This is a genomic window from Collinsella sp. CLA-JM-H32 (genome assembly GCF_040098165.1).
Lineage (GTDB): Bacteria > Actinomycetota > Coriobacteriia > Coriobacteriales > Coriobacteriaceae > Collinsella.
This window is the reverse complement of record NZ_JBBNMZ010000004.1, coordinates 160,973-179,928: the sequence shown is the minus strand read 5'-3', so window position 1 is coordinate 179,928 and position 18,956 is coordinate 160,973. Positions and strand designations below refer to the sequence as shown.

13 protein-coding genes and 2 tRNA genes are annotated in these 18,956 nt (G+C 62.3%); all 15 read right to left on the bottom strand.

What is annotated here, in order from left to right; genetic code table 11:
* On the bottom strand, positions 1-1,662 hold the full coding sequence (locus AAA021_RS03915; protein WP_349088086.1) for a DAK2 domain-containing protein: 1,662 nt from the start codon (positions 1,660-1,662) through the stop codon (positions 1-3).
* A gap of 27 nt (positions 1,663-1,689) precedes the next feature.
* A complete protein-coding gene (locus AAA021_RS03910) occupies positions 1,690-2,046 on the bottom strand; it encodes an Asp23/Gls24 family envelope stress response protein (protein WP_022093773.1) in 357 nt (118 codons plus the stop codon).
* Positions 2,047-2,240: 194 nt separating this feature from the next.
* Positions 2,241-2,315 (bottom strand) — tRNA-Asn (locus tag AAA021_RS03905).
* A gap of 34 nt (positions 2,316-2,349) precedes the next feature.
* Positions 2,350-2,424, bottom strand: a tRNA-Asn gene (locus AAA021_RS03900).
* Between the two features lie 160 nt (positions 2,425-2,584).
* Positions 2,585-3,931: an RNA polymerase sigma factor RpoD gene (gene rpoD / locus AAA021_RS03895; protein WP_349088084.1), complete on the bottom strand. Its 1,347-nt coding sequence runs from the start codon at positions 3,929-3,931 to the stop codon at positions 2,585-2,587.
* 110 nt (positions 3,932-4,041) lie between these two features.
* Positions 4,042-6,156 carry a DNA primase gene (dnaG, locus tag AAA021_RS03890; protein ID WP_349088083.1) on the bottom strand — a complete coding sequence of 705 codons (2,115 nt, stop codon included), beginning with the start codon at positions 6,154-6,156 and terminating at the stop codon, positions 4,042-4,044.
* Positions 6,149-7,156: a riboflavin biosynthesis protein RibF gene (gene ribF, locus AAA021_RS03885; RefSeq protein ID WP_349088081.1), complete on the bottom strand. Its 1,008-nt coding sequence runs from the start codon at positions 7,154-7,156 to the stop codon at positions 6,149-6,151. Before ribF ends, dnaG begins: the two co-directional genes overlap by 8 nt.
* Positions 7,153-8,085: a tRNA pseudouridine(55) synthase TruB gene (gene truB, locus AAA021_RS03880; protein ID WP_349088079.1), complete on the bottom strand. Its 933-nt coding sequence runs from the start codon at positions 8,083-8,085 to the stop codon at positions 7,153-7,155. The genes ribF and truB overlap by 4 nt, the downstream gene beginning before the upstream one ends.
* Positions 8,086-8,100: 15 nt before the next feature.
* Positions 8,101-9,144, bottom strand: a complete 1,044-nt coding sequence (locus AAA021_RS03875; protein WP_349088078.1) for a DHH family phosphoesterase — start codon at positions 9,142-9,144, stop codon at positions 8,101-8,103.
* Positions 9,137-9,547: a 30S ribosome-binding factor RbfA gene (gene rbfA, locus AAA021_RS03870; protein WP_006234038.1), complete on the bottom strand. Its 411-nt coding sequence runs from the start codon at positions 9,545-9,547 to the stop codon at positions 9,137-9,139. Before rbfA ends, AAA021_RS03875 begins: the two co-directional genes overlap by 8 nt.
* A gap of 11 nt (positions 9,548-9,558) precedes the next feature.
* The gene (gene infB / locus AAA021_RS03865; protein WP_349088076.1) at positions 9,559-12,273 is read right to left on the bottom strand and encodes a translation initiation factor IF-2; all 2,715 of its coding nucleotides are present in this window, start codon (positions 12,271-12,273) and stop codon (positions 9,559-9,561) included.
* Positions 12,274-12,364: 91 nt separating this feature from the next.
* Positions 12,365-13,612 carry a transcription termination factor NusA gene (nusA, locus tag AAA021_RS03860; RefSeq protein WP_006234042.1) on the bottom strand — a complete coding sequence of 416 codons (1,248 nt, stop codon included), beginning with the start codon at positions 13,610-13,612 and terminating at the stop codon, positions 12,365-12,367.
* A 1-nt stretch (position 13,613) separates the two neighbouring features.
* Positions 13,614-14,108: a ribosome maturation factor RimP gene (gene rimP, locus AAA021_RS03855; protein ID WP_227790729.1), complete on the bottom strand. Its 495-nt coding sequence runs from the start codon at positions 14,106-14,108 to the stop codon at positions 13,614-13,616.
* 258 nt (positions 14,109-14,366) lie between these two features.
* Entirely contained in the window at positions 14,367-16,943 is a 2,577-nt protein-coding gene (gene leuS / locus AAA021_RS03850; protein WP_349088075.1) for a leucine--tRNA ligase, read from the bottom strand.
* A 370-nt stretch (positions 16,944-17,313) separates the two neighbouring features.
* Entirely contained in the window at positions 17,314-18,825 is a 1,512-nt protein-coding gene (locus tag AAA021_RS03845; RefSeq protein WP_349088074.1) for an IMP dehydrogenase, read from the bottom strand.
* Positions 18,826-18,956: the final 131 nt, after the last annotated feature.

Genomic DNA, 18,956 nt, shown 5'->3' with positions numbered 1-18,956 from the left:
CTACTCGATCGAGAAGATCACGGGATAGAGCGGCTGCTCGCCACGATGGGCGTCGACCTCCAGATCGGGCTGAGCCTCCTCAATGGCGTCGACGATCTCCTGGAAGGCCTCATCGGACAGTTCCTCGCCGGCCAGAATCGTCAGCGCGTCGCCCTCCTCTTCCTCCTGCATACGGTTGATGCAATCGAGCGTGACCTGCTTCACGTCAGAGCCGACCACGTCGATGGAGCCGGCGATGATACCCATGACGTCACCGGAGTGAATCGGAGAACCGTCAGAGGCACTAGAGTCGCGCACGGCGCGGGTGACCTCGCCATCGCGGACCTCGCTGATGGCGTCGACCATGGCGGCGACGGCATCCTCGAGCTCGGAATCGGGCAGGACTGCGAACAGCGCGGAGAAGGCCTGCGGGACGGTCTTGGTGGGAACGACGGCGACCTTCTTGTCGGTGCAGGCAGAGGCTGCGGCCTCAGCGGCCATGCGGATGTTGCCGTTGTTGGGCAAGATGATGACCGAGGTCGCGTTGACCTGGTCCACTGCGCCCAGCAGGTCGGCGGTCGAGGGATTCATAGTCTGGCCACCGGAGACGACCACGTCGACGCCAAGGGACTTGAGGATGTCGGCCTCGCCGGAACCGGCGGCAACGGCGACAAAGCCCAGCGCCTTGGCGGCCTCGGCGGCCTTTTCCTGATCCTCGTGGATCTTAGCGGTACGGTCGTGGGCCTCCATCTCCATGTTGTGGATAAAGACCTCGTAGATCTGACCGAGCTGCAGCATGTGCTCGAGCACCAGGTTGGGCGTGTTGGAGTGCACATGGATCTTGTAATCGGGGTAGGCACCCACGAGCAGCTCGCAGTCGCCCATGGAGCCCAGGAACTTAAGGCACTCGTCCTCGTCAAACGGGGCGTCGGCCTTAAAGAGGAACTCGTTGCAGTAGCGGAACTCCGAGCCCTCCCAATCGTCGTTAGCCTCGATCTCAACGCGACCGAGAGCCGCGTCGCGGGCAGAACCGGCGGAATCAAACGTGGCGGAGAAATCCTCGACAACGGTGCTGCGGCCAAGCGCGGCGGCAACAAAGTTCTCCAGGAAGATGGCAAAGCCAAAGGCGCCGGAGTCGACCACGCCGTTCTCCTTCAGAACGGGCAGCAGGTCGGGCGTGCGGGCAACGGACTGGTAGGCCTCGACGACGATGGCATCGAGCGCGTCCTCGACCGAGAACTTCTTCTTTTCGCACTCATCGGCCTTGGTCGAGACATCGCGAAGCACCGTGAGGATCGTGCCCTCGATGGGCTTGCGAACGGCCTGAAAGGCGACCTTGACGGCGCGACGGAAAGCGAAGGCGATGTTGGCGGACGTAATGGGCTCGTCGACAGAGACGAGACCCTCGGCCACGCCGCGCAGGATCTGCGAGGTGATGACGCCGGAGTTGCCGCGGGCACCCATCAGGGAGCCGTGGGTGATGGCGCCGGCGATGGCCTCCATATCGGCATCGGCGGGAAGGGCGGAGAGCTCCTTGGTCACCGAGGCGAGCGTGAGCGACATGTTGGTGCCGGTGTCGCCGTCGGGTACGGGGAAGACGTTGAGCTTGTTGATCTCCTCGGCCTTGTCGGAAACGGCAGCCGCAGCGATCGGAAAACAGGTGCGAATGGTCTTTGCAATCATGGGTATTTGAATCTCCGTTTTCGGATGCTAGTTCAGACGGCTCTTGAGCGCGTCGATGTGGATGCCGATCTTAAGGCTGGCGGGATCGATCTGGGCGATCTCCTGCAGGGTGAAGGCAACAGAGCTCGAAAGATTGTGGCAGACGGACTTCATGTTGACGCCGTTCTCGAGCACGACGTGAAGATCGACCGTAAGGCCGTTCTCGTCGGCGGAGACAAGCACGCCCTTGCGGAGGCGCTGACCGGCAAGCAGGCGCACGCTCTCGGCGCCCTGGAGCTGTTCGGCCATACCGACGACGCCATAGCACGTCATCGCGGCATAACCGGCAATATCGGCAATAACGTCGTTCGAGACGCTCAGGCTGCCGTTAATGGTCTCAGACACAAGAATCTCCTTATCTGGTGCTCACGGCACCATCTCGTGGGAGCAATCATTCCAATAGTTTACAACGAGTGCGCCATGTTGAGGTGGCGGGGTTCGCGATTACATCCTCGACACGAAATGTTGATACGGTAACGTTCGCCACAGGCGATCGCGGCATGAAAAAACCCGCCGCATAAGCGACGGGTTTTACAACCTGGCTCCCCGGGTAGGACTCGAACCTACAACAGCGCGGTTAACAGCCGCGTGCTCTACCATTGAGCTACCGAGGAATTTAAAAGCCCAGCGGAATGGGCTGAGAAATTCTGGCTCCCCGGGTAGGACTCGAACCTACAACAGCGCGGTTAACAGCCGCGTGCTCTACCATTGAGCTACCGAGGAATAGGTGCGTGCTCTCAAGCAACGAAGTTTATTATACGGACGAATCAGCTTAGGGCAAGAACTTTTTTGAGAGTTTTTCCGACCTAGTCATTGGGGACGTCCCCAACGACTACATGAAAGCGCCCTCAAGCGGATGTGCTTGAGGGCGATTCTTGCTTGACTAGCTTTCGATGTAGTCTTTGAGCTTGCTGGAGCGGCTGGGATGGCGGAGCTTGGCCAGGGTCTTGGACTCGATCTGGCGGATGCGCTCACGCGTGACGCCAAACTCGCGGCCGACTTCCTCGAGCGTGCGAGGATGTCCGTCGACAAGGCCAAAGCGCAGCTCGATAACCTTGCGCTCACGATCGGCAAGCGAGTCGAGCACCTGGGTGAGCTGCTCCTGCAGCATGGAGAAGCTGGCAGCATCGGGCGGGACGATAGCCTGGGAGTCCTCGATGAAGTCGCCCAGCTGAGAATCCTCTTCCTCGCCGATAGGGGTCTCGAGCGACACGGGCTCCTGCGAAATCTTCTGGATCTCGCGGACGCGGTCGGCGCTCATGTCCATCTCGGCACCGATCTCCTCGGGGGTCGGGTCGCGACCCAGGTCCTGGAGAAGCTGGCGCTGCACGCGGACGAGCTTGTTGATGGTCTCGACCATGTGCACGGGAATACGGATGGTACGGGCCTGGTCGGCGATAGCACGCGTGATGGCCTGACGGATCCACCACGTGGCATACGTGGAGAACTTAAAGCCCTTCTGGTAGTCGAACTTCTCGACGGCGCGGATCAGACCGAGGTTGCCCTCCTGGATCAGGTCCAGGAACAGCATGCCGCGACCGACATAGCGCTTGGCGATGGAGACGACCAGGCGCAGGTTGGCGCTGATGAGCGCCTGCTTAGCCTCGAGACCGACGTTCTCGATACGGGTCAGGCGACGCATCTCGGCGCGAGTAAGCTCGATTTCGCCCGCCTCGGCGGCCTCGAGCTTCTCGGTGGCATCGAGACCGGCCTCGATCTTCATGGCCAGATCGACCTCTTCGGAGGCGGTCAGCAGGTCGACCTTACCAATCTCCTTAAGGTACATACGGACCGGGTCGCCGGTCAGCATCACCGTGGAGGCATCGATGCCACGCACGCGCGAACGCGAACGGGACGTGCGCACGGTGCGTTTCTTCTTGCTCTTGGAAGAGCCCATCTCGGCATCGGCCTGACGGGCCATCTTAAGCTCGTGATCGTCGAGCGAGCCGGTATCGTGCTCGTCGTCATCGAAATCGTCGGTATCGCTATCGTTATCGTCATCGTCGACGTCCATGGGGGCGTCGTCGTTACCGCTCGCGGAGATAATCTGGATGCCGCTGTTGCGCAGCGCGGAATACACCGCGTTGAGCTGCTCGTCAGATACATCGATATCCTTCAGGGCGACCTGAATCTCGTCCTCGGTTACCGAAGTCCTGTTTGAGCCGTTGCCCATGAGCTTTGCAACGTAGGATTCCAGCCCAGTACCCGTGCTCTCACTCTTATTTGGCACAGATTCTCCCTTCATAGTCCACAGGACTCATTACTTTAGCACACACATTGACGTCTATACCCAAAATTCAGACTGGATATAGGCGCGAATACGCTGGTTGACCACAACATCTAGGCCTGGTCGGCGTCCGCGGTCTCCAAACCGATCAAACGGAACGGGTCTGCCACGCCGCCGATCGACTTTTGGAGTTCGCGCTGGCGCTGAGAATCTTGCATCGCCTGCATCGTCAGCACACGGCGCGCCTCATCGTCGAGCGACCGGTCCTGGCGAAGCTTGGCCTGTGCGGCGCGCATGCGGCGCTTGATGGTGTAGAGCTCGAGGGTATCGAGCATAAACACGATGTTCGTCTCGGTGGGGTGCTTGCTCGTCGACGAAATGCGCCCGGCGCTGACAAGCGACGCTGCCTCGGGACACACCGCGCGCGCCGCATCCATGCACGCCGTGGGGTCGGTGCCCGGCGGCGTCGCGAGCACGGCCCACGCGATGGACTCGTGGCGCGGATCCACCCACTCGATCGAGCAGATGCGGTCGGCATACGTGCGGAACAGGTCGGGGTAGCTCGTGAGCATCGTCAGCAGCTCGCGCTCCCCCGCCAAAGACTTACGCTCCAGGTCGGTCAGCACGATCGGCATCGTCGGCGCCGCAGACGCGCCCGTTGCATCGGCAACCGGCGCCGCACCATCCATACCAACCGACACATCAATCGGCGGCATATCGTCGACGACCTCGACCGGCGCGGCCCCATAGGCCTCGAGCGGCACATAGTCGTACGGCTCTTCCTCGACCGGTGTGGACACCGCCGGTGTCGCCCCCGACGCCCAGGCGCCGCGAGACGCCCCCTGCGAACCGGACGCCCGACCGCCCGCGCTGCCTGCACGCTCGGCCTGCGCCCGCTGGCGCTCGTAGTTCTGCTCGCGACGACGCTCGGCATCCTCGCGCTTGGCAACATCGCGAAACACACGGCCCGAGCTCGAGCGCACCGTCTCCAGATCCAAACCCAAAAGGTCCGCAATCTGGATAAAGTACGTATCGATCATGTAGCTATCGCGCAGCGGATAGATGAGCGTCAGTGCGTCTTCGAGCGCCTTGGCGCGACCGCCCGGCGTGGAAATGTCGCTAGACTCCTGCAGTGAGCGGCACACAAAGTCCATGAGGGGCTCGGCGGCATCGATGCGCACCTGCAGTGCCTCGCCGCCATGCGCGGTGATGAACTCCATGGGGTCGTTGCCGTCGGGAAGCACCACGCAGCGCAGGTCCATCGAATCCTGCTCGATAAACTGAATCGCGCGGCGAGCGGCCTTTTGACCGGCGGCGTCGCCATCGAACATATACACGATGCGCTTGGCAAAGCGGGTGAGCGTCTTTACATGATGTTCCGTCAGCGCCGTGCCCAGCGTGGCGACGACGTTTTTAATCCCCGCCTCCCAGCAGGCGATACAGTCGGTATATCCCTCCACCACAATAGCGGTATCCTGCGCGACGATAAACTCCTTAGCCCAGTTAAAGCCGTAGAGGTTTCGCTTTTTATGGAACACGCTCGTCTCGGCGGTGTTGAGGTACTTCGGCTGGCCATCGCCCATAATGCGCCCGCCAAAGGCGATGTTATGACCCTGCTCGTCAAAGATGGGAAACATCACGCGGTCGTAAAAACGGTCGGCAAGCTGCCCGCGCCCACGGCTCACGGCCACGTTGGCGTCGATCATCTCCTGCGGGGTAAAGCCCGCCTGCGACAAATGAGACACCAGCGCGTTGCGACCCGGCGCAAAGCCCAGGCAGTAGCGGCGGCAGACGTCGCCACCCATACCGCGGCTCGCAAAGTACTCGCGCGGACGGCTATCCTTACCGCGCATAAGCATGGTGTGATAGAACTGGGCGGTTTCGGCACACAGGTCATAGATGCGGGCGCGCTTGGTGCCGCGCTCGCGATAAGCGCCGGTATCGTGCAGCTCAATGCCGGCACGGTCGGCCAAGTAGCGAATCGACTCGGGAAAGCTCAGGTTCTCGCGCTTCATGATGTAGGTGAAGACGTCGCCGCCCTCACCACAGCCAAAGCAGTGCCACACCTGCGTGGCGGGGATAATGTGAAACGACGGGGTCTTTTCGCCATGGAAGGGACAGCAACCCCAAAACTCATGGCCGCGGGGCTTGAGCTCAACCGTTTCCTGCACGATGGCAACCAGATCGGACGCAGCGCGCACCTGGTCTTTTTCCTCATCGCTAATCACGGATGCTCACCCCCTGCTCACCCAAATGATGACGAATATCGTCAATATTACCCTCGACGGTCGCGATAAGCTCGTCCAGCGAATCGAACACGCGCGACGGGCGCAGCCAACGCGTAAACGCCAGCGACACCGAGGCGCCGTACAGGTCGCCCGCATACCCGATCAAATTGGCCTCGAGATGCGCCGAGGCGGCATCGTCGGCATACGTCGGCGGCAGGCCCACGTTGACAGCGGCAGGCCATACGGTATCGTCGACCAGCACCAGGCCCTCGTAGACGCCATCGGCAGGCACCTGAATGCCCTCGGGCACCTGAATATTTGCCGTAGGAAAACCCATGTCGGAACCCTGGTGACGACCGCCGGCAACAATACCGCGCAACATGTACGGGCGGCCGAGCAGCTCGGCAGCAAGCTCAACATGACCCTGGCGCAGCTCCTGGCGAATACGGGTAGCGCAGATTGTCTGCCCATCGACGCACAGCAGCTCGTGGCCATAGACGTCAACTCCGTGCTCGGAACCCCATGTCTGCATCTCGGCAACGCCCGAGGCGCCGCCGCGACCCAGCCTAAAGTCGCTGCCCACACGAATCGAGCGGATATCGACGACGCGCAACAGCAGCTTAAGAAAGCCCTCATGGTCGAGAGCCGCCACCGCAGGCGTGAAGGGAACGGCCACGACCGCATCGACCCCGGTGAGAGCCAGGGCATGCAGGCGGTCGGCCGTCGTCATCAATTTTTGAGCGGGCGAAGAGCTCACCACCACGTCCGGGTCGGGATCGAAGGTGACCACAACAGCCTTGCAGCCGTGGTTACGCGCATCGCGAACGACCGCGTCGATCAGTTCGTGATGCCCCCGATGCACGCCATCGAACACGCCGATGGCAATCGACGCGGCGCCCAGGCACGCGCAATCATCAAATGCATCGGCGGTGACGATGCGGGCCTCTTCCGACTCGCCCGCGAAAAAAATACGCGCGAGCTCGTGGGAGGCCAGCATCATCGAACACCGCCGATCGCCTGCGGAAAGACATGCTCCATTACAAAGCGACCACCCTCGATGCGGGCAAGCGCCTTAAGCCCGCCATCGAGCACCAGCGCAAACGGCGCCTTCGACGCATCGAAGCCCACAAGCGCGCGCTCAATAGGAATGCGACGTCCGCACAGCAGATCGTCGGCAAGATCGCCCGGCAAGTCGACGCGCGTGGCGCCCAGTGCCGCAATGGGATCCAAGGCAAAGTCGGCAGCGGACTCGGCAGAAAGCTCCTCGACCGCATGGCAGGCACCGATGGAAACAACGCCGGAGGCTGTACGGCGCAATGCGGAAATATGCGCCGCGTTGTCACAGGCACGACCCAGGTCGCGAGCGAGCGCACGGATATAGGTGCCCTTACTCACCGAAAACGCCACGGTCCAAACGCAAGCATCGCCCTCGCCGCCCACGGCAATCAGGTCGGCGGAATATACCTCGACCGGACGCGGGGGCAGCGACACGGCATTGCCCTCGCGCGCAGACTTATAGGCGCGCACGCCGTTGACCGAAATGGCCGAAAACGCCGGCGGCACCTGCATCTGCAGGCCCAGCATGGCGGACAGGCGCTCGCGAGCATAGGCTGGATCGCGCAGCTCGGCGGCTATAGGCACCGTGCGGACGGCCTCGCCCTCCGCATCATCAGTATTGGTCTCGACGCCAAACGAGATGTCGGCGACGTAGCTTTTGGTATCGAGCGTGAGCATGCCCAGCAGACGCGTTGCCTGACCCACGCCCACCACCATGACACCCGATGCCATGGGGTCGAGCGTTCCGGCATGACCGACGCGCCGCTCATGGAGGGCGCGCCGGCATTGCGAAACCACGTCGTGTGACGTGCAGCCCACCGGCTTATCGACGGCGAGCAGCATATTAAGTTGAGAGGGTGTACGACGAGCCATGTACCATCCAAAAAGTTAGAGCTCGACGGTCACCGAAGCGGGATCCTCCCCTACCAGCTCGGCCAGCATGGGAAGTGCCGCGGTGAGCGTCTCGGAAATCGTTCCGGCGTTGGTAAAGCCGGCGGCAGCGTGGTGCCCACCTCCGCCAAAGTTGGCCGCAATCTCGGAAACATCAAGATCGCCCTTGGAGCGCAGGTTGCCGCGCACCTTGGTATCGCCCTCGATGCCCTTAAGGAACAGGCAGACCTCGACGCCCATCACCGAGCGAACCACATCGACCAGGCCGTCGCACTCATCCGAGGTGACGCCGCAGTCCTTAAGGTCGCTCTCGTACGCGTAGCTATATGCCACGCGCCCGTGCGCAACCGTCTTGATGCGACCCATGACGATGGACTTGAGGTGCAAGAACTCGACACGCATGCTCTGATAGACCTCGAGCGCGACGCGCGCCGGATCGGCACCGTGCGCCACCAGACGCGAGGCGGCATGAAAGGCTGCGGCATCGGCGTTCTGATACTGAAAACGACCGGTGTCGGTAACCAGGCCGCACAGCAGGCAGGTGGCGATGCTGTCGCTTGCAGTAATGCCACAATCGGCCAAAAAGCGGTCGATAATCATGGCGCAAGCAGCGGCATTGACACACCTAAGGCTGACCTCGGCAAACTCCTCGCGTGCCGGGTGATGGTCAAAGCACGCCACGTGAGCCGAACGACGCAACACCTCGGCGGAATTATTGAGGCGCTCGACGACCGGCACGTCCACCGAGATGAACAGGTCCGGGTTGTCGGTGTAGGCAGAGGCCGGTACCAGCAGATCGGCGCCCTCCATAAAACGGTAGATGCGCGGAACGGGATCGTCGTCTGCCAGCAGCAGGGCGATGTCCTTGTCGGGGAACACCTTCATGAGCGAAAGGCCCAGGCCCAACACGGAGCCCAGGGCATCGCCGTCGGGAGAGGTGTGACCCGAGATCGCAATGGAGGACGCACCCTCGATAAGCTCGAGGATGCGTCGTTTAATATCTGCAGACTCGCACAAGGCGAGATCGGCGGAATTAGTCATCTAAAGCTGCCTCCTGGGCGGCATCCGCTATCGGGTAGCCGTCCTCGTCCTTTTCGATCGCAAGCGTGGCCGGAACGTTTTCCAGCGCACGCGTAATGCGCTCGGCCTCATCGGTCGAGCGATCGATGCGAAAATCGAGCTCGGGCGTGACGCGCCAATCGAGCGAGCGAGCCAACAGGCTGCGAATACGGCCCTTGGCGCTGGCAAGCGCCTCCATGACCTCATCGTAGCGGCTCGCATCGCACGACACGTACACGCGCGCGAACGAACGGTCCACCGCGACCTCGACCGCGGTCAGGGTGACCAGGTCGAGACGCGGATCGGAAACCTCAAAGAGCAGGATATAACCGAGCTTCTCGCGAAGCTGCTCGCCCAAACGGCGGGTTGCCTGCGTTTGCTTCATAGCGCTACCCCCTACTCGGTACGGGCAACCTGGTCGATGCGGTAACCCTCGATCTGGTCGCCGGGCTTGATGTCCTGGAAGTTCTCCAGGCCAATGCCGCCCTCGGAACCGCTCTTGAGGCTCTTGGCCTCGTCCTTGTAGTGGCGCATCGAGGCGATCTTGCCGTTGAAGACCACGATGCCGTCACGCACCAGGCGCACGGAATCGGTCGCGGCGATCTCGCCCTCCTCCACGCGGACACCGGCGGCGATACCGACTTTGGGCACCTTGAAGGTGTCCAGGACGGTCGCGGTACCCGTGGAGACCTCGACCTCGGTGGGCTTGAGCATGCCGATGCGGGCAGCGTCGAGCTCCTCGAGGCACTTGTAGATGACGTCGTAGCAACGGATCTCGACACCCTCGCGCTCGGCAGCGGAGCGGGCCTTGCCGTCGGGACGCACGCCAAAGCCGATGATGATGGCGTTGGAGGCGTCGGCCAGGACGACGTCGGTCTCATTGATGGCACCGACGGCGGAGTGAATCGTGTTGATACGGACCTCGGACTGATCCATCTTGTCGAGCGAGTCCTGAAGGGCCTCGATGGAACCCTGGACGTCGGCCTTGATGATCAGGTTGAGCTCCTTAACCTCGGCGTCGGCGATGGTCTCGAAGAGGTTCTCGAGCGTGACGTGCTTCACGCGGCTCTGCTCCTCAATACGTGCCTTGAGCGAACGCTCATCGGCCAGGGCGCGAGCCTCGCGCTCGTCCTCGAACACGCGGAACTCGTCGCCGGCATTAGGCACAGACTGCAGGCCCAGGATCTCGACGGCGTCGGAGGGGCCGGCCTCGGTGACGGCGTTGCCCTTGGGATCGAGCATGGCGCGGACGCGGCCGTAGGTAAGGCCGGCGACCAGCGTATCGCCCACGTGCAGGGTACCGCGGGTCACGAGAACCGTGGCAACCGAACCGCGGCCCTTGTCGAGCTTGGCCTCGAGGACGTTGCCGGAGGCAAAGGTGTCCGGGTTGGCCTTGAGCTCGAGCACGTCTGCCTGGAGCAGCACGGTCTCCAGAAGGTCGTCGATACCGATCTTCTGCTTGGCCGAGATGTTGACGAACATGTTCTGTCCGCCCCACTCCTCGGGGATGACGCCGTACTCGGTGAGCTCCTGACGCACACGGTCGGGGTTGGCTCCCGGCTTATCGATCTTGTTGACGGCGACGACGATGGGTACGCCGGCGGCCTTGGCGTGGTTGATCGACTCGACGGTCTGGGGCATGACGCCGTCGTCGGCAGCCACGATCAGAATGACGATGTCGGTCACCTTGGCACCACGGGCACGCATAGCCGTAAAGGTGGCGTGACCCGGGGTATCGATAAAGGTGATCTTGCGGTCGTTGATCATGACCTGCGAAGCGCCGATGGCCTGCGTAATGCCGCCCGCCTCGCCGGCAGCAACGCCGGTGTGACGGATGGCGTCGAGCAGCGACGTCTTGCCGTGGTCGACGTGGCCCATGACGGTGACGACCGGGGCGCGCGGCTTAAGGTCGGCGGGATCATCGTAGAACGAGAAGGTGTTCTCCTCCTCGGGGGTGATGATCTTGATCTGACGGCCCAGGTCGTCGGCGACGAGCTCGACGAGGTCATCGGACATGGACTGCGTCATGGTGAGCGGCGTGCCCAGCAGGAACAGACGCTTGATGATGTCGTTGGCCGGAACGTCGAGCGCCTCGGCGAGCTCCTGGACGGTAACGCCCTGAGAGACCTTGATGGCGTCGAGGTCCTCGGGGTTCACACCCTGGGCCAACGCCTCCTCTATCTTGCGCTCCTCCTGAGCCTTGGCAGCCTCGCGCTCGCGCTTCTCCTTGCGCTTCTTGCGACGACCGGTGGACTCGCGAGAGGCCTCCTCGACGGCGGCACGAGCCTCCTCGAGCACCTTCTCGCGGCTGTACTCCTCGGCCTCGCGAGCCATGCGGCTGTAGTGGTCCTCTTCGTTGTTGTGACCGCCCTTGCGCTTCTTGCCCTTGCCCTGCTTATCGGGGTTGGGGAAGTCCATGCCGGCAGCAACGTTGTTGCTGGCGTTGGTGCGATGGCTGTGCGGACGGCTCTCGGAGGCGTTGCGCTCGGAGTTGTTGTCAGAGGCGTTGCGATCGTTACGACGGCCACCGCGGCGGTCGTTGTTGCCGCCACGACGGTTACCGCGCTCGGCAGCGCGCTCGGCCTTGGCCTTGTCCTCGGCGTCCTTCTTCTCCTTGAGCACGGTCTCCTGTGCGGCGATCTGGTCGAGCAGCGAACGGAAGCGCGAACCGGAGTCGGAAGCGGGAACGGCGCGGCGCTGGGCCTCGCGGGCAGCCTCCTCCTTCTCACGGGCAAGGCGCTCCTGCTCGGCCTTCTTCTTGGCCTCGGCCTCGGCGCGGGCAGCCTCCTCAGCAGCCTGGGCTGCGGCAAACTGGCGACGCTCCTCCTCGCGGGCCTTCTCGGCGGCGATGCGCTCGCGCTCGGCCTCGGCGGCGCGTGCGGCCTCCTCGGCGGCAGCTGCCTGCTCCTCGGCCTGCTTGGCGGCCTCGACTTCCTGGGCGCGGGCCTCGATCACCGAGGCGAGCTGCTTGCGGACCATGGCGACATAGGCGTCCTCCAAGGTGGAGGAAGCGGACTTAGCGGGAATCTTCATTTCGGCGAGATGACCCATCAGTTCCTTGGAGGTCATGCCGAACTCTTTGGCCAGGGTGGACACACGGACTTTTGCCATATGACTTCACCTACCCTTTCTGGCACCTTGGGTGCCTAGAGACTGAACGAGCGTGGGAGACGCGCCGGGACCCGCCCGGCGCGACCGCGCGCTAGATCAGGTCCTCCGCATCATCGAAGGCGTCGGTGTCGTGGACACCGCAGAAACGGGAGCCGGGACGAGCCTGGTTGCGGCACTGGATGCCGTCCTCGGACACATACTCGCAGCGGCGGACGTCCTCGTCCTCCTCGTCACCGATCAGGTCGGCGGCGGGCTCCTCGTGAACGGGAACGTTCTTGAGGATGTCGGCGGCAAGCGTCTCGGACTTGATGTCGATGTGCCAGCCGGTCAGGCGCGCGGCGAGGCGGGCGTTCTGGCCCTCCTTGCCAATGGCGAGGGACAGCTGGTCGTCGGGCACGATGACGCCGGCGTAGGCCTTCTCCTCGTCAATGAGGACGCGGGTGACCTTAGCGGGCGACAGGGCGTTAGCGACGTAGACGGCAGGATCGGCATCCCACAGGATGACGTCGACGCGCTCGCCACGGAGCTCGCCCACGACAGCGCGAACACGGCTGCCCTTGGGGCCGACGCAGGCGCCCACGGGATCCAGACGGTCGTCGAGCGAGTGGACGGCGACCTTGGAGCGCTGGCCGGGCTCCCGGGCGATCGACTTGATCTGGACGGTGCCCTCATAGATCTCGGGCACCTCCTGCTCAAACAGACGACGCATGAGCTCGGGGTGGGTACGGGAGATGACAATCGGCGGACGGCTGTGCTCGCCACGAACCGGCTGCAGGTTGGAGTTGGGGTCGCGAACGTCGATGATCACGGCCTTGATGTGCTGGTTGTGCAGGTAGCGCTCGCCCATCGGACGCTCGTTGCGCTCGTTCTCGTAACGGCGCTGGTCGAAGTGCGGCAGCTCGGCCTCGACGCCCTCGCGAATCTTGACAATCGTGAAGTCGGGTGTGGACTGCAGCACGGTACCGCTGATGAGGTCACCGATGCGGCCGGAGAACTCCTCGTAGATCTGCTCGCGAGCGGAGTTACGCACGATGGCGTTGATCTCGGCCTTGGCGTGCTGGGCAGCTATGCGGCTCGTGTTCTTGGGGGTGACGTCAATCTCCTCAAACTCGGTGAAGTTGCCCTCCTCGTCCATGGAATCGTCAATCGGCTCCAGGCGGTAGACGTAGATCTTACCGGTGGTGCGGTCGATGGTCACCTTGGCGCCCCACTCAAGATGCAGGATCTCGGCATAGCTCTTGGCGAGCGACTGCTCCAGGCGGTCGATCAGGTAGAGCTGGTCGATGTGCTTCTCCTGGCAAAGCTCCATCAGGGCGGACATCATGTCGGATGCTGCCATCTTACTTTCCTTCCTTCGCGGGCTTGAAGTCGTAGGTGGGCTTCAACTTGCACTTTTTAACATCAGAGAAATCGAGGGTAACGGACTCGCCGCCCTCGAGCTCAAGGGTCACGTTCGTCTCGGTGGCGGCGGCAATCTTGCCGGCGTACTTGCGACGGCCCTCGGTGGCGGTGGAGGTGAGCTCACAGTTCTCGCCCACAAAGCGGGCAAAGTCGCACGGGCGGCGTAGCGGGCGCGCCATACCCGGGCTCGACACCTCGAGCGTATAGCTCGAAGAGATGGGGTCGAGCTCCTCAATCACATCGCCGACCCATTTGGTGTTGGCTGTGACGTCGTTGAGCGACAGGCTCTGACCCTCGGCACCCTCGATACGCACGCGTACACAGGGGGCCTTGGTGGCACCCACAAGCTCGACGTCGACGATGTCGACATCGTGCTGGGGAGCGACGGCCTCGAGCGCGTCGATGATCGCCTGCTCGGTCTTGGTCTTGACCATTGCGGCACCTCCATCCATACAAAAAAGAAGCGGGGCCGAAACCCCACTTCTTTCAATTACAACTTCATTTGCAAACAAACTATACCAATAGCTGCGGAAACGTGCAAGCACAGTACGAACCTGCAGGTCAGCGTGCGCACAGCTTCTCCACAAGAATAGGACAATTGACCGCAGACATCAGGGCAGGTACATGAAAAACGAGGGACGACCCAACCGGATCGCCCCTCGTCTTTTATGCGTCAGTTAAGCGCGCAATGCTTACTTGACCACCAGGTTGACCAGCTTGCCGGGCACGCAGATGGCCTTGACGACCGTCTTGCCGTCGAGCCACTTGGCGACGGCGGCCTCGGCGGCAGCCTGCATATCCTCATTGGAGGCATCGCGGGCAACGTCGACGCGGCCGCGGACCTTGCCGAGCACCTGGACCACGATCTGCACCGTGTCCTCAACGGACTTGGCCAGGTCGAACTCGGGCCAGGCGGCGGTGTAGGCGTTGCCCTCGCAGCCGAGGGCCTCGTGCCACAGCTCGTCGGCCCAGAACGGGCAGATGGGGGCAAGGACGCTCACGATATCCTTAGCCACGCCGTAGCACAGCGCCTTGTCGCGGGCGGTACCCTCGGTGGCGTTGAGATAGGCGCTCGCCGCGTTGACGAGCTCCATGACGGCCGAGATCGCGGTGTTGAACTGGCCGCGATCGAAGTCCTCGGTGCACTTGGCGATGGTGCGGTGACGCTCGCGATAGAGCTTCATCGCAACCTCGTCGAGTGCGGACTTGTCGAAGGTCACGTTGGCATCGCCGGACTGGACGAGCTGCCAAACGATACGCCAGGCGCGCTTGATAAAGCGGTTGGCGCCCTCGACGGCCTTGGGATCCCAGTCGAAGTCCTTCTCGGGCGGGGCGATAAACAGGATCGCCAAACGCATGGTGTCGGCACCGTAGGGCTCGATGACCGAGCTCGGGGGCACGACATTGCCCTTGGACTTGGACATGGTGTCGCCGTTCTCGTCCTTGACCATGCCCTGGCACAACAGGTTAGTGAAGGGCTCGTCAACACTCAGCAGACCCAGGTCGCGTAGTGCCTTGGTAAAGAAGCGGCTGTAGAGCAGGTGCAAAATGGCGTGCTCGATGCCGCCAATGTAGTTATCGACGGGCATCCAACGGTCGGCGGCCTCACGGGAGAAGGGCAGCTCGGTGTTGTGCGGATCGGTATAGCGCAGGTAATACCAGCTGGAGCATGTGAAGGTGTCCATGGTATCGGTCTCGCGCTTGGCCGGGCGGCCGCAGACCGGGCAGGTGGTCTCGTAGAACTCCTTGCACTCAGCAAGGGTTTCGCCGGCGCCCAGGTCCAGGTTCTCGGGCAGCGTCACCGGCAGCTGATCCTCGGGCACGGGCACGATGCCGCAGTGCTCGCAGTGGATGGCCGGGATGGGGTTGCCCCAATAGCGCTGGCGGCTGATGAGCCAGTCGCGGAGACGGAACTCGACCTTGCGACGACCGCAGCCCATGGCCTCGAGGTCGGCCACGATCGCAGCCTCGCCCTCGGAGTGCTTCCCGCCGCGCATGCCGGTGTACTTGCCGGACTGGACGAGCGTGCCCTCGGCAGCGTGGGCGCAATCCCAGTCGACGGTCTCGGCATGGAAGGTATCGATGGTCTCGCCGCTGGCCTCGACGGCAGCACGGTCGTCATCGTCCAGGATGATCGGCACGATCGGCAGGTCGTACTTACGGGCAAACTCAAAGTCGCGCTGGTCGCCACAGGGAACGGCCATGACGGCACCAGTACCGTAGTCGGCAACGACATAATCGGCAACCCACACGGGGACCTTCTCGCCGTTGACGGGGTTTACCACATAGCGGCCCGTGAAGGCACCGTGCTTCTCGAGGGTGCCCTGGGCACGCTCGACGGCAGAGATATGCTTGGAGTCCTCGACGATCTTGGTGACGGCCTCCTCGTACTCCGTGCCCACGACGAGCTCGTGCAGGCCAGCGTACTCGGGAGCCAGGACAAAGAAAGAGACGCCAAAAAGGGTATCGGCACGCGTGGTGAAGACGGTGATCTTGCCCTCGTCGCCCTCGATGGGCTCGCCATCCTGGTCGCACAGGGTAAAGTCGACCTCGGCGCCCTCGGAGCGACCGATCCAGTTGGCCTGCATCTGCTTGACGCGCTCGGGCCAGCCGGGGAGCTTCTCCAGGTCGTCGAGCAGCTCCTGAGAGTACTCGGTAATCTTGTAGTACCACTGCTCAAGGTCGCGTTTCTCGGGCTCGGTGCCGCAGCGCCAGCACTTACCCTCGGTGACCTGCTCGTTAGCCAGAACAGTCTTACAGGTGGGGCACCAGTTGACCGGGTTCTTCTTGCGGTAGACCAGGCCCTTTTCCCACAGCTTTTCAAAGATCCACTGACCCCAACGGTAGTAGTCGGGACTGCAGGTCTTGACCATGCGATCCAGATCGTAGGAGAAGCCCATGCGCTTCATCGTGGCGAGCGCCTGGTCCATATTCTTATACGTCCAGGCGGCAGCCTGCGTGTTGTGCTTAATAGCGGCGTTCTCGGCAGGCAGGCCAAAGGCGTCAAAGCCGATGGGGTGCAACACGTCGTAGCCGCGCATGCGGGCCTGACGGGCCATGGCATCGCCGATGGTATAGTTGCGCGCGTGGCCCATGTGCAGGTCGCCCGACGGATACGGGAACATCTCGAGCACATACTTTTTGGGCTTGCTGTCGTCGGTGTCGACGGCAAAGAGGTTGGAATCCTCCCAGGCCTTCATCCACTTGGACTCAATGGCCTGCGCGTCGTAGGCAGGGATCTCGTCCTTATGATCTGTGCAATCGCACATATCAGCTCCTTTAATCTTAGCTGGGGTCGGTCGGCTTAGCTTTATTCGCTACTGCGGACAGTCCTGCGCAAGACGAAGAGCACATTAAGTGCTCTTCTTTGCGTGCGGAACTTGTAGCAAACAAAGCTAAGCCGACCGACCCTAAGGTTAACTTGACTGATGATAGCAAATACGACAAGCGAGATGCCTGCGACTTGCAGGCATCTCGCTTTATCTAAATAACGTGGTTGTGAATCAACCGCTAATTGTTACCCGCCCAAGCATGATCGGGTTTTCCAGGTGCCGCAGATTGCCGTGAAAGAGGAGCGCCGCGTACTTTGGTACGCGAGCGACGGTTTGAACGGCAAGGTGCGGTGCTTGGGAAAGCCGCTTAGCGGTAGCTAACGCTTTGCTGAGAATCCTTCACGACTACGTCGTGGGCGCCGCCTTCGACGATTGAGGTGGAGCTTACCAGGGTCAGGCGTGCCTTTTCCTGGAGCTCGGGGATCGAGAGGGCACCGCAGTTGCACATCGTGGACTTGACCTTGTAAAGCGTACCGCCCACGCCGTCCTTGAGGGAGCCGGCGTAGGGAACGTAGGAGTCGACGCCCTCGACGAAGCTGAGCTTCGCGGCGCCGCCCAGGTCGTAGCGCTGCCAGTTGCGGGCACGCGCAGAACCCTCGCCCCAGTACTCCTTCATGTACTGGCCGTTGACGTTGACGCGCTCGGTCGGGCTCTCGTCAAAGCGGGCGAAATAGCGGCCCAGCATCATAAAGTCGGCACCCATGGCAAGGGCGAGCGTCATGTGGTAGTCGTAGACGATACCGCCGTCAGAGCACACGGGCACGTAAACACCGGTCTCCTCGTAGTACTCGTCACGGGCGCGGCAGACGTCGATCAGCGCGGTGGCCTGGCCGCGGCCGATACCCTTGGTCTCGCGGGTAATGCAGATGGAGCCGCCGCCGATACCGACCTTGATGAAGTCGGCGCCGCAATCGGCCAGGAAGCGGAAGCCCTCGGCGTCGACGACGTTACCGGCACCGACCTTGACGTCCTCGCCGTAGTTGGCGCGGATCCACTCGATAGTGCGCTTCTGCCACTCGCTGAAGCCCTCGGAGGAGTCGATGCACAGAACGTCGGCACCAGCCTCGATGAGCAGCGGCACGCGCTCGGCATAATCGCGGGTGTTGATACCGGCGCCGACCATGTAGCGCTTGTCGTTATCGAGCAGCTCGTTGGGGTTAGTCTTGTGGCTGTCGTAGTCCTTGCGGAAGACAATGCCCATCAGGTGATCGTTGTCGTCGACAATGGGCAGGGCGTTGAGCTTGTTGTCCCAGATGACGTCGTTAGCGACCTTGAGGCTGATGTTCTTGTCGCCCACGATGAGCTGCTCACGCGGGGTCATAAACTCGGAGACCTTTGTCTGGTGATCATCGCGGCTGGGGCGATAGTCACGGCTGGTGACGATGCCCAGGAGCTTACCCTTGGGAGTGCCGTCGTCGGTGACCGGCATAGTGGAGTGACCGGTCTTCTCCTTGAGCTCGATGACCTGCTCCATGGTCATGTCGGGGGTCAGAGTGGAATCGGACTGAACGAAGCCAGCCTTGTGATCCTTGACGGCCTTGACCATAGCGGCCTCGGACTCGGCGCTCTGGGAACCGTAAATGAAGGACAGGCCACCCTCGGTAGCGAGCGCGACACCCATGTCGACGCCCGAGACGGACTGCATGATGGCGGAAACCATGGGGATGTTCAGGGTGATTGCCGGCTTCTCACCGCGCTTAAAGCGGGTTAGCGGCGTCTTAAGAGAGACGTTGTTGGGGATGCACTGCGAGGACGAGTAACCAGGGACCAGCAGATACTCCGAAAACGTGTGGGACTCAGCGGGAAAGAACGTAGCCATGTTTCTCCTTTTTCCATGCGACCGGTCGGCTGCAGGCCTCGTAGGACCCAGCCCAACCTTGGGCGCCCAATACTGGGGAAGTATCTTAACGCACTTTGACTGCTACAATGCATGTTTTAAGAAGAGCACAC

Bases quoted from the DNA above. Each gene is read 5' to 3' on its own strand.
- AAA021_RS03915 (WP_349088086.1), bottom strand. From the start codon at position 1,662: ATGATTGCAAAGACCATTCGCACCTGTTTTCCGATCGCTGCGGCTGCC.
- AAA021_RS03845 (WP_349088074.1), bottom strand. From the start codon at position 18,825: ATGGCTACGTTCTTTCCCGCTGAGTCCCACACGTTTTCGGAGTATCTG.
- rimP (WP_227790729.1), bottom strand. From the start codon at position 14,108: ATGGTCAAGACCAAGACCGAGCAGGCGATCATCGACGCGCTCGAGGCC.
- rbfA (WP_006234038.1), bottom strand. From the start codon at position 9,547: ATGAAGCAAACGCAGGCAACCCGCCGTTTGGGCGAGCAGCTTCGCGAG.
- infB (WP_349088076.1), bottom strand. From the start codon at position 12,273: ATGGCAAAAGTCCGTGTGTCCACCCTGGCCAAAGAGTTCGGCATGACC.
- AAA021_RS03875 (WP_349088078.1), bottom strand. From the start codon at position 9,144: ATGACTAATTCCGCCGATCTCGCCTTGTGCGAGTCTGCAGATATTAAA.
- truB (WP_349088079.1), bottom strand. From the start codon at position 8,085: ATGGCTCGTCGTACACCCTCTCAACTTAATATGCTGCTCGCCGTCGAT.
- ribF (WP_349088081.1), bottom strand. From the start codon at position 7,156: ATGATGCTGGCCTCCCACGAGCTCGCGCGTATTTTTTTCGCGGGCGAG.
- nusA (WP_006234042.1), bottom strand. From the start codon at position 13,612: ATGGCAGCATCCGACATGATGTCCGCCCTGATGGAGCTTTGCCAGGAG.
- leuS (WP_349088075.1), bottom strand. From the start codon at position 16,943: ATGTGCGATTGCACAGATCATAAGGACGAGATCCCTGCCTACGACGCG.